Source organism: Brachyspira hyodysenteriae ATCC 27164, from assembly GCF_001676785.2.
Lineage (GTDB): Bacteria > Spirochaetota > Brachyspiria > Brachyspirales > Brachyspiraceae > Brachyspira > Brachyspira hyodysenteriae.
This window is the reverse complement of record NZ_CP015910.2, coordinates 1,915,784-1,932,743: the sequence shown is the minus strand read 5'-3', so window position 1 is coordinate 1,932,743 and position 16,960 is coordinate 1,915,784. Positions and strand designations below refer to the sequence as shown.

Genomic DNA, 16,960 nt, shown 5'->3' with positions numbered 1-16,960 from the left:
AATGATAGTATTTTTTTTGATTGTAAGTTTATTAGCATCTGTAATAGGTGCTATTTGCGGAATAGGCGGCGGTATTATAATAAAGCCTGTACTTGATTCTTTGAATGTGCTTGAAGTAAGTAAGATAAGTTTTTTATCCTCATGTACAGTTTTATCTATGAGCTTATATACATTTGTGGTTTCTAAGATAAAACATGATAGTCTTGTCGATTCTAAAGTAGCAACGCCTTTAGCTTTAGGAGGTATTATAGGCGGAATACTTGGAAAAATGCTTTTTTCTTATGTTATAGCATTTTTTAATAGTGAAAATATAGCAGGTATTTTTCAATCAGCCATTTTAATATTATTAACATTTTTTACTTTAATATTTACATTAAAGAATATGGGTGATAAAAAAATAAAATCTATGCATATACAAAATATATTTTTATGCGTGTTGATAGGTTTAGTTCTTGGACTTTTATCATCATTCTTAGGGATAGGAGGCGGCCCTTTTAATATAGCTTTCTTATATTTTTTCTTTAGTATGGATTCTAAAGTTGCAGCTCAAAATTCTCTTTATATTATATTATTTTCTCAGATTTCAAATGTATTTATAAGTGTTGCTGACGGAGATGCCTTAAAAGTTAATATATATTATTTAATAGTAATGATTATAGGCGGAATAGGCGGCGGTATATTAGGAAGATTTATCAATAAAAAAATTAATTCTAAAATAGTTGATAAATTATTTATTATTTTATTGTTAATTATTATATTAATAACATCTTACAATTTATACAACTTTTCTGTTAATATATAATATATACTAAATTGTGAGTGTATTATGTTAGATGTAATTATAAAAAATATAGGTTCTATTGCAACAGCAGAAGGCACTACATCATTATATGGTAAAAATCAAGGAAAGATAAAATTATATAATAATGTTTCTATAGGCATAAAAGATGGCATCATAAAATATATTGGTGATTCTATTAAAGAAAAAGCTAAAAAAACATTTTATGCTAATGGATCATTGGTTACTTCAGGTTTGATTGATTGTCATACTCATTTTATATACGGCGGTTCAAGAGAAGATGAGATGTATAATATAGTAAGCGGTCATATGAGCTATTCTGATATAATAAAATCAGGTTATGGAATATTATCAACTGTAAAAGATACTAGAAGTCAGACAGAGAATGCACTTTATAAGAAATCAATACCTATATTAGATAAAATGCTTCATCATGGAACTACTACAGTAGAAGGTAAAAGCTGTTACGGATTGACTATTAAAGATGAAATAAAAATATTAAAAGTTATGAAAAAACTTAATGATAATCATAAAATAGATATAGTAGGTACATTTATGGGCGGACATGTAATACCTGAGGAGTATAAAAATGATAGGGCTTCATATATAAATTTAATATGTAATGAAATGATTCCAGAAATATCAAAATTAGGCATAGCAGAGTTTTGCGATGTATTTTGTGAAAATTGCGGACTTGATATGGAAGAAACTCATAAGGTTCTTAATGCAGCTCAGGAACATCATCTAGGCATTAAAGTTCATTCGGATCAATTAGAAACAAGCGGAGGTTCGTATTTGGCAGCAAGATTCAAAGCTATAAGTGCAGAGCATTTGATTATGTCTGATGACAGATCTATAGATGTTATAAAAAATCAAGGTGTTATAGCTGTGCTTTTGCCTAATGCTTCTTTTTATTTGAATATGCCTTATGCAAGAGCTAGATATATGATAGATAAAGGAGTTCCTATAGCATTGGCTACAGATTATAATCCAGGTTCTAGTCCTTCTTTGAATATGCAGTTTATAATGAAGCTTGCATATATTATATATAGGCTTACTCCTGAAGAGATATTAAATGCTGTTACTATAAATGCAGCATGTGCCATTAAAAGGGGAGAGGAAATAGGAAGTATTGAGATTGGAAAAAAGGCGGATATTATAGTATGGAATTGTAATAATCTTAATTTCTTACTTTATACTATGGATAATAATTTATGCGGTATGGTTTTTAAATCCGGAGAGCTCGTATATCATAATTAATATATTTTTTATCGTTTTTTTACTCTAAAGAGTATTGTTTTCTCTTGACAATTTATGTTTATTTGATTATATTATAAGAATATGCGTATATATCTCTGTACGTTTTTTAGCTTTAAGGGAGTAGTTTATTTTAAATATAATGGAAGAGGAATTATTTTCTAGAAAAGAGTCTGTTAAGGATATTTTCAACATTATAGAAACTAAATTAAAGCAGGGTCTTTTTACGGAGTCTATGGAAGATTTTGATAGGATTATGTCAAAAGATTTTGAATGTGCAAATCTGTATGAAAATATATCCTGTGTTAAATTTTGGATTAACAGACTTGATAAATTTAAAAGCGTAGAGAGAAATTGTATAGAATACTGCAAACTTTTGGATTCTACCTATAAGAAATTCAATGTATTCGTACATGGAAAGTCTTATGATGAGAATTTAATATCAATTAACGCTATACACTATTATGTATATAATAAAATTATAGAGTTAATAATGCAGCGCAGCACCAATGATATTGAAGGCACGGAGGAATTACATTTACTTTCTAATGCTTTTATAGAGTTAAAGGATTATTCTAGAGCATTAAAATCTTATGAATATTTAAATACTATAGAACCATATAATTCAAGAACTCTCAGTTATATTGCTATGATTTATGATAAATTAGGCGATGAAAAAAAGTGTAAAATGTATATAAGAGAAGCGTTATTTTATGATCCTTTAAGTATAGAATTTGAAAATATCAGCATAGAAGTAGTTAGAGAAATTAGAGATATAATAATAAAAAGGGGAATCCATAATAATAGTCAGGAAGAGATAATATTATGGATGAGTGCTTATGGCGAACTTATGAACATATTGGATGTGAAAAGACCATTAAATGAACAGGAAGAATTTGATCTTAGAAGAAACATATCCAGATTAGAGGCAGATTACAGAAAAATAAAGCTGAGAGAGACTACAGCACCTAAACTTTTATCTTCGTATGCATTTTTAACTACATATCTTATTATGAGGCAAAATGATTCTGATGTTGAAGAGGTTAAGGTGTGGGGCAGAAAGATGGCTGTAATAGATAAAGATTTGCTGCAATACTACATAAAAATATTAGATAAGGAGTGATAATATGTCAGAAGCTCTACAAAAATTAGAAAATGTATTTTCAGAAGAAACATTTACGAGAAGACCGCTTCTTAATTATACTACTAAGTATTTTGTTGATTTATCCGGTATTCTCAATGATATAAATGATACTAATGATATAAATTCCGCTATAGAAACAGCTAAAATGCAGTTAGATAAAAATCCTAATCATATATCAGCTTTATATGCAAATGGATTTTTAAATTTAAAAATAGAAAATTATTCAGAAATGAGTTTAGAAAAACTTTTAGGTATTTTTAAAAATGCTAAAAAGTGGAATATAGTTGAATTCGTATCCCAAAAAATTTTAGATGAATATTATGAAAGCGATTATGCTTTAAGATATTTGGCTAGCTATTATCAAAGTACTAATAGAGATTCTGAGGCATTAGAAATTTGGGAAAGACTTATACGTTTTGATGTATCTAATCCTGAACTCCCTGAAAAAATAGCACATACAAAAGAATTAGCTGGAGATATAAACAGTGCTGTGCATTATTATAAAATTGCTTTTGAAAGAAATCTTATTAGAGAAAGAAATAATGCAGAAAGCGATATTAAAAAAGTATTGGAGTATGAGCCTGATAATTATAATTATTTACTTAAATATGAAAATGCTTTAAAGACTCTTGTTGATTCTAATATAATGATAGATGTATGGAAAATAATATTTTTCTACTATTTTGAGAATAACAGATATAATGATGCTTTAAAAACTATTAAAAATTTGCTTAATTATGAGCAGGATATAGTTGCACAAAATAATAAAAAAGCTAAATTTTTCAGACATAGACTTGTAGATGTTTATAAGGCTTTATATCCAAATCATACTCTTTTTGAAAAAATAGAAGAAATATCATCTATTACAAATGTTAATAAAAAACCTAAGGATTGTATAGAAATATTTGAAAAGTATATACAATATGATGTTGATAAATATGTTATACATAGAAATTTCGGTGTTGGTAAAATAAAGTCAATAGATATAAATAATGTTAATATAAAATTTGTATCTCAGGAAGATGTTAGAAAAATGACTTTTGATATGGCAATACAATCTCTTACAACATTGCCTAATGATGATATTAATGTTTATAAGGCTTATAAACTTAATGAAATAAAAAAGATAGCAGAAGAAAATCCTACAGAACTTTTAACTATTATCTTAAAATATAAAAAGACAATAACTACAAAAGATTTAAAACAGGAATTAACTTCAAAACCTGATGTTGTAGTTGCTGAATCTGCTTATACTAAATGGTTAGAGAGTGCTAAAAAATCTGTAAGAGCTTCTACTACAGTTAAGTTTGATAAAAATACTTTCCTTTATAATGAGGAAGCTGAAACTTATGATGCTGAAAGTTTATCTAAATTCAATAAGACTGATAATTTCTTTGAGAGATATCAAATATATATGGAATATTTAACTTATACTCCTAATTTAAACTCTGAAGAAGCTAAGGAGATGAATAATTATTTTGTTAATATTTCTAAAGATAAAAAAGCTCCTAATGATGAGAGAATAATAAGTACAATATATTTGAGAAGTCAGTCTAATGTTGACAGCAGTATACCTTTGCTTTCAGATATAGTTAAAAATATTGATGATTATACTCATGTTTATGAGGTGCTTCCTTCTTCAAATTATAGAGAGAAATTTATAAAAGCTATTTGGGATGGCAGAAGAGATGATTATTATAATATAATACTTAAAATGCTTTATTCTCCTCAGGTTAAAAATAATTATCTTATAGTAAATAAATTATTTGAAGACGGCAAAACTGATATGCTTGCTAAGACTATAGATGATATATTTCTTCATTATAGAGAATGTCCTGAGTCATTTGTTTATTTTGCTCAGAAGATACTTGACGGAGAGTATTATGATGAAACTGCAGGAGATATAAATATTAATAAAAATTCTCTTATGATAGGTTTGCTTAGTATAATACCTCATTTATCAAAAATGGTTGATAAAAAAGAAACTTCTGCACAGGCTAGAAAACTTTTGAAGGTTGTATATGATTTGGTATTTGATAAGGCTTATCTGCTTAAATTTATAGAAAATGAGTCGGAAGATGATGTAAAAATCATATTCGGAGAATTCCAAAAATTAGTTAATTTGGAACAGCATTATAAAACAGATATTATTTCTGCTGTTATAAAACGTTTCCCTGATTGGAAGATATAATAAAATTTTAGTTAGATAAAAATTAGGGAGATTTAAAAAATCTCCCTTTTTTTATATATTTATTTTAAGAAAATATATTGATAAAAAATCAAAAAATGATATAGCATTATTATTAATAGTAGTGTATAATATATAACAAATTTTTTAAATGGATATTATTATGAAATTAAGATTATCAAAAAGAGCATTAAAAGAAGATTTTCAAAGCAGTTTTGTAAAAATTATGCTTGAAGTTGCAGCTAAAGGTGATTTAATATCATTTGCTGGCGGTTTGCCTAATCCTGAATCATTTCCTGTAGAAGAGATTAAAGCGGCAGCAAATAAAGTTTTAGAAACTAAAGGTGCTTATTCTTTACAATATAACAGCACTGAGGGATATGGTCCTTTAAGAGAGTTTATTGCAAATAGATATAAAAAACAAGGTATCGAAATTGAAGCTAGCGACATACTTATAGCTAATGGTTCACAACAGGCTTTAGATATTATTTCTTCATGTTTAATAGATCCTGATGATGATGTTTTAGTTGAAGATCCGTCTTATTTGGCGGCTTTGCAGTCATTTCACTTATATAATCCTAAGATTCATACTGTTAATTTGAATGAAGACGGTGCTGATATAAATGAGTTTAAAGAAGCTATAAATAAATATAATCATAAATTCTTTTATTCTGTGCCTAATTTCCAAAATCCTACAGGTATAACATATACAAATGCTGTAAGAGAGAAAATAGCAGAAATAATGAAAGGTAAAGATACATTCTTTGTAGAGGATAATCCTTACGGAGAATTGAGATTTAAAGGAGAACATCAAAAATCATTTGGCACATATTTAGGAGAACAAGCTATATTGCTTGGTACATTCTCAAAAACTGTAGCGCCTGGTATGAGATTAGGATGGATTGCTTGCAGACAAAAAGAATTATATGCTAAGATGAAAGATTATAAACAGCTTATAGATTTACATACAGGAACATTTGCTCAGGTAGTTGTAAGTCAGTATTTAGAAGATAACGATTATGATGAGCATATCAAAAAAATAATAGATTTATACGGAAGACAATGTAATTATATGCTTGAAGCTATGGATAAATATTTACCTAAAGATATGCATTGGACTCACCCTGAAGGCGGTATGTTTATATGGGCTACACTTCCTAAGGGAATAGATGCTGTTGAGCTTTCAAGAAAAGCTGCTGAGGATGGTGTTGTTGTTGTAGCAGGAGAACCTTTCTATGAAGCTAAAAGAGGCTTAGGTACTTTAAGATTAAATTACACTAATTCTAAACCCGAAGATATTGATAAGGGTATATCTATATTAGCAAAAGCTATTGAAAAAATGAGAAAGTAAAAAATAATTTATATAATATTTTAACAAAAGGCAGTGATTGTAAAAAATTACTGCCTTTTTTATTTTTATATGATTATTTTTTATATTAAAGTTAGTATATGTTAACATTATTTGACTATATTATATTTTTTTTGTAAAAAAAAAATTTATTTTTTACTTTTTTTATGTATTAAAGGTTATATTAGCTATATGTTGCCTCGCATATAAACAAAAAAACAAAAAACTCTATATTAAAAAAAAGGATAAAAAGATGATTAAAAAATCAAGTTTATTTATTTTGTTCTTATTCGTTTTTGCAGGTCTTGTATATGGACAAACAGCTAAATCTACTTTAGATGGTATGATGCAGTCTTATAATGGTGAGATGAATGCATCTGCTAGCTATGCTGAGTATGCTAAAAAAGCTCAAAACAAAAGTGTTGCAGCTTTATTTAAAGCAGCTTCTGCTGCAGAAGCTTTACATGCTAAGCTTTTAAACGATATGGCTTTATCTTCTAAATTATCAACTAAAGCATTAACAGCTAAAATCAATGCTATTAAAACTGGTACTGATGTTGATAATTTAAAAAGCGGTATAGCTGGTGAAACTTATGAATATACAAAAATGTATCCTGCTTTCAGTAAAGTTGCTGCTTCTGAAAACAATAAAAATGTTTCTGATTTAATGAACAGAATAGCTTCAGTTGAAAAAACACATGCTGAATTATATAACAAAACTATGCAGGATTTAAATGCTAAAAAAACTTTACCTACAGTTTATTATTTATGCCCTGTTTGCGGATATGTTGAAGCAGGTTCAGCTCCAGCTAAATGTCCTTTATGTAACGCTACAGCTAGTGCATTCCAAGCTTTTAATTAATTAAAAAATAATTGATTCGTTAATTTTTTTATAGAGGCGAAAGCATTGATAATATTTTATTATCAATGCTTTTTTTATACCTTGAAAAAATCTTAATAGTTTATATAATATTCTAAATAAATTTTATATTTGGAGAAATTGATAAATGCAATCTACTATGCCGTATATGAATATTATAATAATAGCATGCTGTGTACTTGTAGTACTTTTGATTTTAGTTTTGGTGTTAATGAAAAAATCTAAAAAACCTAAAGTTTCATTAACAAGTTCTAAAAGTAAATTTTCACTATCATCACTATTTAATACTTCATCAATCAATGATGAATTTTTTGCAAGTTTAGAAAATATATTAATAACAGCTGATGCTGGTGTTGAAACTACAAAAGATATTATTTCAAAACTTAGAGATGTAATAGAAAAAGAAAATATAAAAGATCCTTCTGAAGCTAAAAAATATTTAAGAGAAATTTTAATATCTAAATTCATTTCAAGAAAAATAGAACTTAATGGTAAAACTATACTTTTTATAGTAGGTGTTAATGGAGTGGGTAAAACAACTTCAATAGCAAAATTAGCTAATATATTAAAGAACGATCATAAGGTGATATTAGCGGCAGCAGATACATTCAGAGCAGCTGCCATAGAACAATTAGAAGAATGGGCTAATAGACTTTCAGTAACTATAGTTAAGGGTCAGCAAGCTGGAGATCCTGCAAGCGTATTATTTTCAGCATTGGATAAAGCAAAGGCTACAGATGCTGATATAGTTATAGTTGATACTGCAGGAAGATTTCATAATCAGGAGAATTTGGTAAGACAGCTTGAAAAGATGAAAAAGATAGCTACAGAGAGATTTACAGAGTTTAAATTTGTACCAATATTAGTATTAGATGCAAATGTAGGTCATAATGGAATAGAACAGGCTAAGGTATTTACTAATGCTTTGGATATACAAGGTGCTATAGTTTCAAAACTAGATAGTACAGCTAAGGGTGGGGTAGCAATAAGTATAGCCCATTATTTATCTCTGCCTATATACTATGGCGGTTTTGGAGAGAAAGTTGATGATTTTAAAGAATTTGATGCGGAAAGTTTTGTTGATTCGATATTACAGTAATTTATAATTATTGGAGTTATATTATGACTTTAACTATTAAACCTTCAGAAATTTTCGGCTCTATTTATATTCAAATGAGTAAGAGTGATGCACATAGAGCTTTGATAGCATCATCATTAGCTAAGACTCCAAGCATTATAAAACGCTGGATTGATAATGTAAGTGTTGATGTAGAAGTTACAAAAAATGCTGTATCAAATTTTGCGGATTTAGAAATTATTGATGATAATCTTAAAGTTTTTCCAAAGAAAGAATATAAAAAAGAATTAGTTATAGATGTTAAAGAATCAGGTAGCAGTTTGAGATTTTTAATTCCTATAATGTCAGCATTTGGAATAACATGTACTTTTACAGGTTCTAAAAAATTATTTTCAAGACCTATTGATGTTTATAAAAAGATATGGAAAGAAGAGGGACTTGAGTTCATTCACTCAGAAGATTCTATAAAAATATCAGGACAGTTAAAAGCATCAAATTTTAAAGTATTAGGTAATTTAAGCAGTCAATTTTTAAGCGGACTTTTATTTGCATTGCCTTTGCTTGATGGTAATTCTAATATTATTATAGATGGAGAATTAGAGTCAGAACCTTATGTTATGATGACTTTAAAAACTCTTAAAGCAGCCAATATAGAAACTTTAAGGCATGATAATAATATAATAGAAGTATATGGAAATCAGGAATATTCAGGTATTGATTATGAAGTAGAATCAGATTGGTCCCATGCTGCTTTTTTTGCTGCTGCTGGTGCTTTGGGAGGAGAGACTACATTATATGGTCTTAATAAATATTCTATACAAGGTGATAAAGAAATTCTTAATATATTGAAATTTATGGGGGCTTCTGTTTCTTATAATGATGATAATTCTATCACAATAAAAAAAACAAACAGATTAAATGCTCTTGATATAGATATGTCTGATATACCGGATTTAGGTCCTATAATAACAACTCTTGCCGCTACTGCAAAAGGAAGAACAAGATTATATAATGCAGGAAGACTAAGATATAAAGAAAGCGATAGAATGAATGATTTAATGGATAGTTTTTCAAGAATAGGGGCAAATATAGAAGTAAGCGAAGATGAAATATTAATAGAAGGTGTTGAAAGACTTAAGGGAGGAAATACCACTTCTCATAATGATCATAGAATAGCTATGGCACTTGCCGTTGCTTCTGCTGTTTCTGATAATGATATAATTATAGATGATGCCGAGTCTATCAATAAATCATCATTCAATTTTATAGAGCAATTTAGAAGTATAGGTGCTAAAGTAGTATCATAAACTATTTAATATATTTGTGAGCATTGATAATTGTATATAATTTGTTACAGAAACTTTTTCTCTAATAATATTAGAATCTGAAAATATATTTTGTTGCACTTCATACCATTTAAGCATTTCTCCTGAATCACATGCATCTTTTACATCTGATGAAGAAAACCATATTCCTGTATATATTTCTTTTTTTACAGATTCTATATCATTTCCAGTAAGTTTTGCTGTGAGTTCTGCTGCCTCATATATATTATTTTTTCTATAATCCATAGCTTTTAATACTGCTCTTGAAAATTTTTTTACTGTATTTGGATTATTATTAATATATTCTGACGTTGATACGAAACTGCTTGTTAATATAATTTCATCACGGTAATTTATAATATCAGCTAATACTTTATAATCATCTGGAATTTGTTCAATAATTTTTCTAGTATAAGGATCCCATATTGATACAGCATCAACTTCTTTATTTATTAAAGCATCAGCAAGATTAGTAATATTGATATTTGTTAAAGTTATATCTTCTAATTTTATATTGTTGTTTTCCAATACAGCATTAAGCATAGTGGCACCTGAAGTACCAAAATGAGTTGCTATGTTTTTTCCTCTTAAATCATCAACAGTTTTAATGCCTGTCCATTTTCCTGTTATTATTTTTTCGCCTTTGCTTATTCCATTTGGTATTAATATTTGCACATTACCATTTATAATTAAAGAATGTGCAGCATGTCCTATATATGTAAAGTCTATCTCTTTGGAAACCATAGATAAAATTGCAGCATGTCCATTGAAAAATTCAACCAATTCTACATCTAAATTTTCTTCTTCAAAGAATCCTTTTTCTTGGGCTATTGCGATAGCAGAGGCTCCAGCAAATTCATATAAATACCCAACTCTTATTTTGGTATTTACAGGTTTACTTTCTTCTTCTTTTTTAATATTACATGATATTAAAATAATTAAAATAGAGAAAATACAAATAATTTTATTCATAATATATTTTTGCATTATACTACAAAAAAAATTAAATGCAATAATTTTGTATTATAAAATTATATTTATACATTTTTAATGTATTAGATTTATATATCAATAAAAAATAATATAATTATATCTAATAGAAAAGATATATAAGATAATTGCAGATATTTTATAAAATGCACACCTGCTCTTCGTAAACTTCTTTAGCTTTAGAATAGAATTCCGCAGCCTTTTCATAATTTCCATCAATAAATTCGATATTACCTAAATGGAAATAATCACTAGATTCAGGATTTTCTTTTATTTTCTTTGTATATTTTTCTTTGCTTTCTTTTAAATTAGGGTAATTATCTCTTAAAGTTTTGCTTCTAAGATTTTTAAGAGCTAAAACTTCAGGAGTATCAGCAGGATACATAGCTAAAGCCTGTAAATACATATTTTCTGCTTTTTTATAATCTTTAATTTCATGTAAGCAAACACCATAATAATGATAATCATTATGATCAGCCAATTTATTATCTACTAATATTTTATAAAAATTCATAGCTTCTTTATAAAGTTTATTTCTAAAGAAATAATTAGCCATATAAACCAAAGCAACCCTATCTTTAGAATTTATTTTAAGTACATTTTTAGCAGTTTCCAATCCTTTATCTTCTTCTTTGAGAAGAGTACATAAAGATAAAAACTCATAATAAGGGTTAAGGTTTGAGGAAGTATATAAATTTATGCCTTTTCTATAAAGTTCAAAAGCCTCTTCTAATCTATATTCTTTTTTAGCAATAGCTCCTAAGATGAAATATGCTTCAGCTGCCATCCAATATTCTAAAAAGGTATTTAAAAATATTTTAGCATGTTCATAATCGCCGTTTTCAAATAAAGAAACAGCAACTTGTAAATATGCTTTCATATCATCAGAAGTACTTAATCTCATACTTCTTTTCAAGGCTTCTATAGCCTCTTCATTTACTCCTTTTTTTAATAATTCTTCGGCAAGATTACTTAATTTCATTGCTTTAGTATTAGTAGACACGTTCATACTCCTTTTTATTGAATTGGTCTTACATAAACTTCTTCAGAAAAACTGCTTTCTATATTTCCGCCCTCTCCGCCTATAGCTGTAACGGTAAAATAATAAACCTTTCCTTCTTCAAGTCCTTCTATTATATATTCATTTACATTTTCTGTTATTATAGGCGTATATTGTGCTTCATTATATACTCCTGATTTTGTTCCATAATAAATTTTATATCCTGATGTATTTTCATGAGAGCCATTCCATTTTAACATAACAGAAGTTCCATTCATTGCAGTAGCTGTTAAATTAGATGGTACTAAAGGTTTTCTTGGGTTATGATAGTTTATAGAAACATTATTTAATACAGGTGTAACATTTCTATCTACATTACTCTTTAATACAGCTCTAACTTGAATATATCTAGTCATTGTATTGGTCATCATATTAGTATGATTTTTTAAAGGCTCCCAAGCTATATTAACATCTTCAGGGGCAAAATAATAATCTGAAGTTCTATAATATAAATCTATATAACTTCCATTTGTAGAATTTCCAATATAATTTATAGAGTCAATAAATGTATTTTTATTTTCAAAATCTATAACCTTACTTATTATTTCACCATCTGCTGTATAAGGATACAAATTAAAAGTCTGTTTATAACGAGGTGTAAAATAAAAAGCATCTAATCCGCCTATAAAACCATTTCCTAAATATAAAGGATCCAATTTTATATTATCAAATTCTATAGTATAAGGAGAACCTGTTTCATCGCCTGTACTAGTTAAATATACTACCTGTTCTTCAAGTCCGTCTATATATTTTACTAATTTTCCAGTAGAAGCATTGAAACTTACACTATGATGTCTCCATTCATTCTCTTTTAAATATTCTCCTTGAGTTAACATAACATTTGTATATACACCATTATAAGAGAATAAATTGTTAAACTGCCAAACTAATCTTCCATTAACAATATTGGCTTTTATACCTGAAGATTTTGTAACACCGTTTTCATTATATATAGCTGTTTTTGATAGTACTTGAGAATTCATTCTTATTTTATAAGGATTCAAATAAAATTCTAAAGTAAAACTTGTCATAGTATCTTCAAAGTTATGCGTACCGTCTCCTGTATAATAATCAAGTTTTATATAAGATTTAATATTATGAAAAAATACAGCATCTCCGCCATTGGCACCTTCTATACTTTTAATATCTTTACTGTATATAAGTCCTTGTAAAATACTAGAATCAAGTGCAGTGTCTCCTGTTAAGTAGTTAAGTGCCGAGTCACTGTCATATAATATATAACTATTGGTAAAATTATTTAATGTACTATAATAAATATTATTTGTATCAGAAAAAACATCATAAACAACAGCATTTAAGTTGGCTGTAAAATATAAAATAAAAGCTATTAAAAAACCTATATAATGCACTTTCAAGTCCCAATTACTATTATATTTCTTTAATAATTATTCGGATATTTTTTAAATATCATTATTAAAAATATAATAAAAAACTAACTTGTAATGTATATTTATATAGTTGTAAAAACTATAATTAAACTATATTAATAAAACTAATCAAAAAAAGATTTGTTATATTTAAATAATAAATTAATTAAACATATTAGGAGTAATTATGAAATTATTTTTTATATTTGCTTTTATTTTATATATAAATACTGCTTTATTTGCAGATACTAGAAGCGACTTTTTTTCTGCTGTACATAGCGGAGATATTAAATCTGTAAAAGAATATATAGAAATGGGTATAAATGTAAATTTACAAGATGAAAAAAGAAGAACTCCTTTAATGATAGCTACATATAAAAATGATGTAAAAATGGTAAAACTTTTAGTTGATAATGATGCTAATGTTAACATACAAGATGCAAAATTAAATTCACCTTTTCTATATGCAGGTGCAAATGGAATGCTTGATATAGTAAAACTCACATATAAAAAGGCTGATACTAGAAATGTATTAAATATTTTTGGAGGAAATGCTTTAATACCAGCATGCGAAAAAGGACATTTAGGTACAGTAAAATTCCTTCTTGAAAATACTGATATAGATGTAAATCATGTAAATCATCTATCTTTTACTGCATTACTTGAGGTTACTATACTTGGTAATGACAATATAAATTATGTTGAGATAGTTAAGCTTTTATTAGAACATGGTGCCGATAAAACTATAAAAGATAAAAATGGACATGATGCTTTATATTATGCTAAAGCAAGAAATTTGAAAAACATAGAAAAGTTATTAATAGAATAATTATAAAAAATAAAGGTAAAAGCCCAGAAATTAGACTTTTACCTTATTTATTAAATTTTATATAAATTTATTAGTCTTTTTTTACTTCCGTACCTGTAGAAGCGTATCTTTGTAATTGAACAGCAGCAGCCTTAGGGTTTTTCACTACACAAGGTCCTCCAACACATCCTCCGTTACAAGCCATAACCTCAACAAGATTAGGCGTATCAGCTGTAACAGGAGTTTCTCCTGACTGAACTTTTCCATAACCTTTTAACTGTTTCATACCTTCTTTATCAAGTCCGTTAATAACAGCAGCTTTCAATTTTTCAGGATGTTTTAATCTTACTTTAACAGCCTCAGCAACACCTCCGCTTACAGCATATTTTCTTCCTGAAGCAGTAGGAACAGCCTCTATTTCCAAATCAGGCTCTTTTGCCACATCAGTACCTGTAGCTACGAATAATGCATCAAGCTCTTCCATAGATAAACAATAATCTACTAGCTCATCATCTATACTTTCTCTTCTTTTAGCAAGACAAGGTCCTATAAATACATTAACAGCTTCAGGATCATCTTTATGCATCATTTCAGCTGTATAGTGCATAGGTGTTCTAGTCTCAGATACGCAAGGAATAAGTTCTGGTACATGTTTTCTAACTGCTTTAACATAAGCAGGACAGCATGAAGTAGTCATTAACTTATCGCCTTTTTCCATTCTCTCTTCAAATTCTGCTGCCTCTCTGTCAGAAGTAACATCAGCACCTAAAGCAACTTCCCAAACTTTATTGAATCCTATTTTTAGCAAAGCACTTTTTAATTGTCCAGGCTTAGCATTAAACTGAGAAGCTATAGCAGGAGCGTACATTACATTAACTTTTTCATCTGCCTTTAAATGCTTAAGTACATCTAAAAGCTGTCCTTTATCCATCATAGCACTGAAAGGACATTCTCTCATACAGTTTCCGCAGAATATACATTTATGATAATCTATTACTTCCTTTCCTTGATCATTCTTATTAATAGCGCCTACAGGACAAGATTCCTCACAAGGTACAGGTATATAAATGATTGCATGATAAGGGCAGTTTTTTAAACATAATCCGCAGTTTATACATTTACTGCTGTCTATATGTGCTCTTTTTTCATCTAATATTGTTATTGCATCTTTAGGGCAGTTAACCATACAAGGTCTTGCCAAACAAGCCTGACAAGCATTTGTAACCATAAAATTAGCTCTTACACATGCATTACAAGCCTCATCTAATACTGTAAGCATAGGCCAAGTAGGTTTATCTCTGTCTAATGCTAATTTAGCATATTCAGATAATGGTATTCCGCTATCCTCTTTACCTTCAACACTTATTCCAAGTCTTGCCATAATTCTATTTTTGATGATTTCTCTATCATTGTGTATACAGCATCTTATAGATTTGCTATCTCTAGGTATTATCTCTATAGGTAATCTGTCAATATCTTCTATAAGTCTATCCTCAATAAACATTAAAGCAATTTTTACTAAAATATCTTTTTTTAATTGAGAAGCGTTATTATTAATATTCACTTTTATACTCCTAATTTTTTAAGTGATTTTTTGTTTAATATAAACACATAATATGTTTATATTATTATATATTATAATATGAAGAATATTTTTTTCAAGTATAACATAAAAATAATGTACATTTTTTTATTATATATGTAATATATGAATGAATAACAAATAATAAATATAATAATGAATAACAATAAATAAAATAAACTCTTTTCCTTTAGATATATTGCAAATAATAATATTAAATTTTGATATGACATAGATTATACTTAAAATATTAGTTAGAATGAATACAAGTTTTTATTAATTGTATTTAAAATATTTTATCATATATTGACATAAATAATTATTTAGTATATCTTACTTAATACGATAATACTATTTAAGATATTCTCGAAAAAATTATAAATACATAAAACTCCTAAGCCGCTGTTATATATACTATGACTGCGGCTCGATTTTTAACATAGTTAAAGAAATTATTTTGAAATTAATTTATCTTTTATTTCATTATAATTTTTTGTCATAATATCATACCAATAATCTAATTTAGCATTATCATCACCATTTATGTTTTTAAAGTAGAAGGGTTCTAAAAATCTCACAGTGATTTTTTTGAATGGTGTAATTTTTATACTTCTAGCTTTCATAATATCTTTAGTACCATATATGACAACAGGCAGAACAGGTATATCTGAACATCTTTCTGCTATTTTTAATATTCCTCTTTTAGGTTTTTTTATTTCTCCTGTAGCGCTTCTTGTACCTTCAGGATAAATGACTATACTTATATTATTTTTTAATCTGTCTTCCATATCATCTATAGATTTTACAGCACCTACAGTACCTCTTTTTACAAATATATAATTTGAAAGAGACATACCAAAACCTATTAAAGGTACTTTACCATAAGTATCTTTTGAAACAAATGCAAATGAATTTTTAAATATACTGAAGCATGCGAATATATCAAATGCACTTTGATGATTAGGAGTCAGCAAATAAGTTTTATTTAGATCATAATTTTCTTTTCCTTCTATATTAAAAGAAATAAATGCCATTTTGATAATACCTCTTCCCCAAAATTTAGCCATATTATGAACATATCCTGAAGCGGCTCTTTTAGAGAATAATCTTATA

At 27.6% G+C, this 16,960-nt stretch carries 14 protein-coding genes; 9 read left to right on the top strand and 5 right to left on the bottom strand.

Annotated elements, in window-relative coordinates; translation table 11 throughout:
* Position 1 precedes the first annotated feature (1 nt).
* From BHYOB78_RS08430 to aroA, 8 genes are all read left to right on the top strand, one after another.
* Positions 2-802 (top strand): TSUP family transporter, encoded by an 801-nt coding sequence (locus BHYOB78_RS08430; protein WP_020063837.1) that lies wholly within the window; start codon positions 2-4, stop codon positions 800-802.
* Positions 803-826: 24 nt separating this feature from the next.
* Entirely contained in the window at positions 827-2,059 is a 1,233-nt protein-coding gene (gene hutI / locus BHYOB78_RS08425; RefSeq protein WP_020063836.1) for an imidazolonepropionase, read from the top strand.
* A gap of 139 nt (positions 2,060-2,198) precedes the next feature.
* Positions 2,199-3,179 carry a tetratricopeptide repeat protein gene (locus BHYOB78_RS08420; protein WP_012670345.1) on the top strand — a complete coding sequence of 327 codons (981 nt, stop codon included), beginning with the start codon at positions 2,199-2,201 and terminating at the stop codon, positions 3,177-3,179.
* A 4-nt stretch (positions 3,180-3,183) separates the two neighbouring features.
* Complete coding sequence (locus BHYOB78_RS08415) at positions 3,184-5,391, top strand: transcript cleavage factor (protein WP_020063835.1); 2,208 nt, start codon at positions 3,184-3,186, stop codon at positions 5,389-5,391.
* 160 nt (positions 5,392-5,551) lie between these two features.
* Positions 5,552-6,739: an aminotransferase-like domain-containing protein gene (locus BHYOB78_RS08410; protein ID WP_028331277.1), complete on the top strand. Its 1,188-nt coding sequence runs from the start codon at positions 5,552-5,554 to the stop codon at positions 6,737-6,739.
* Between the two features lie 250 nt (positions 6,740-6,989).
* On the top strand, positions 6,990-7,598 hold the full coding sequence (locus BHYOB78_RS08405) for a rubrerythrin family protein (RefSeq protein WP_012670342.1): 609 nt from the start codon (positions 6,990-6,992) through the stop codon (positions 7,596-7,598).
* A 157-nt stretch (positions 7,599-7,755) separates the two neighbouring features.
* Positions 7,756-8,715, top strand: a complete 960-nt coding sequence (gene ftsY, locus BHYOB78_RS08400) for a signal recognition particle-docking protein FtsY (RefSeq protein WP_390114937.1) — start codon at positions 7,756-7,758, stop codon at positions 8,713-8,715.
* A gap of 23 nt (positions 8,716-8,738) precedes the next feature.
* Positions 8,739-10,001 (top strand): 3-phosphoshikimate 1-carboxyvinyltransferase, encoded by a 1,263-nt coding sequence (gene aroA, locus BHYOB78_RS08395; RefSeq protein WP_012670340.1) that lies wholly within the window; start codon positions 8,739-8,741, stop codon positions 9,999-10,001.
* Here aroA and BHYOB78_RS08390 read toward each other — a convergent pair.
* From BHYOB78_RS08390 to BHYOB78_RS08380, 3 genes are all read right to left on the bottom strand, one after another.
* Entirely contained in the window at positions 9,996-10,991 is a 996-nt protein-coding gene (locus BHYOB78_RS08390; protein ID WP_020063834.1) for an ABC transporter substrate-binding protein, read from the bottom strand. The two genes, aroA and BHYOB78_RS08390, sit on opposite strands and share 6 nt — an antisense overlap.
* Before the next feature lie 157 nt (positions 10,992-11,148).
* Positions 11,149-12,012: a tetratricopeptide repeat protein gene (locus BHYOB78_RS08385; protein ID WP_012670338.1), complete on the bottom strand. Its 864-nt coding sequence runs from the start codon at positions 12,010-12,012 to the stop codon at positions 11,149-11,151.
* Between the two features lie 14 nt (positions 12,013-12,026).
* Complete coding sequence (locus tag BHYOB78_RS08380) at positions 12,027-13,445, bottom strand: fibronectin type III domain-containing protein (protein ID WP_012670337.1); 1,419 nt, start codon at positions 13,443-13,445, stop codon at positions 12,027-12,029.
* A 199-nt stretch (positions 13,446-13,644) separates the two neighbouring features.
* Here BHYOB78_RS08380 and BHYOB78_RS08375 point away from each other — a divergent pair, with 199 nt between their 5' ends.
* Positions 13,645-14,286 (top strand): ankyrin repeat domain-containing protein, encoded by a 642-nt coding sequence (locus BHYOB78_RS08375; protein WP_012670336.1) that lies wholly within the window; start codon positions 13,645-13,647, stop codon positions 14,284-14,286.
* 70 nt (positions 14,287-14,356) lie between these two features.
* On the opposite strand, the gene BHYOB78_RS08370 is transcribed toward BHYOB78_RS08375, so the two are convergent.
* Both BHYOB78_RS08370 and BHYOB78_RS08365 read right to left on the bottom strand, forming a co-directional pair.
* Positions 14,357-15,829, bottom strand: coding sequence for a 4Fe-4S dicluster domain-containing protein (locus BHYOB78_RS08370; protein WP_012670335.1), 1,473 nt, complete (start codon positions 15,827-15,829; stop codon positions 14,357-14,359).
* 470 nt (positions 15,830-16,299) lie between these two features.
* Entirely contained in the window at positions 16,300-16,914 is a 615-nt protein-coding gene (locus BHYOB78_RS08365) for a lysophospholipid acyltransferase family protein (RefSeq protein ID WP_020063833.1), read from the bottom strand.
* Positions 16,915-16,960: the final 46 nt, after the last annotated feature.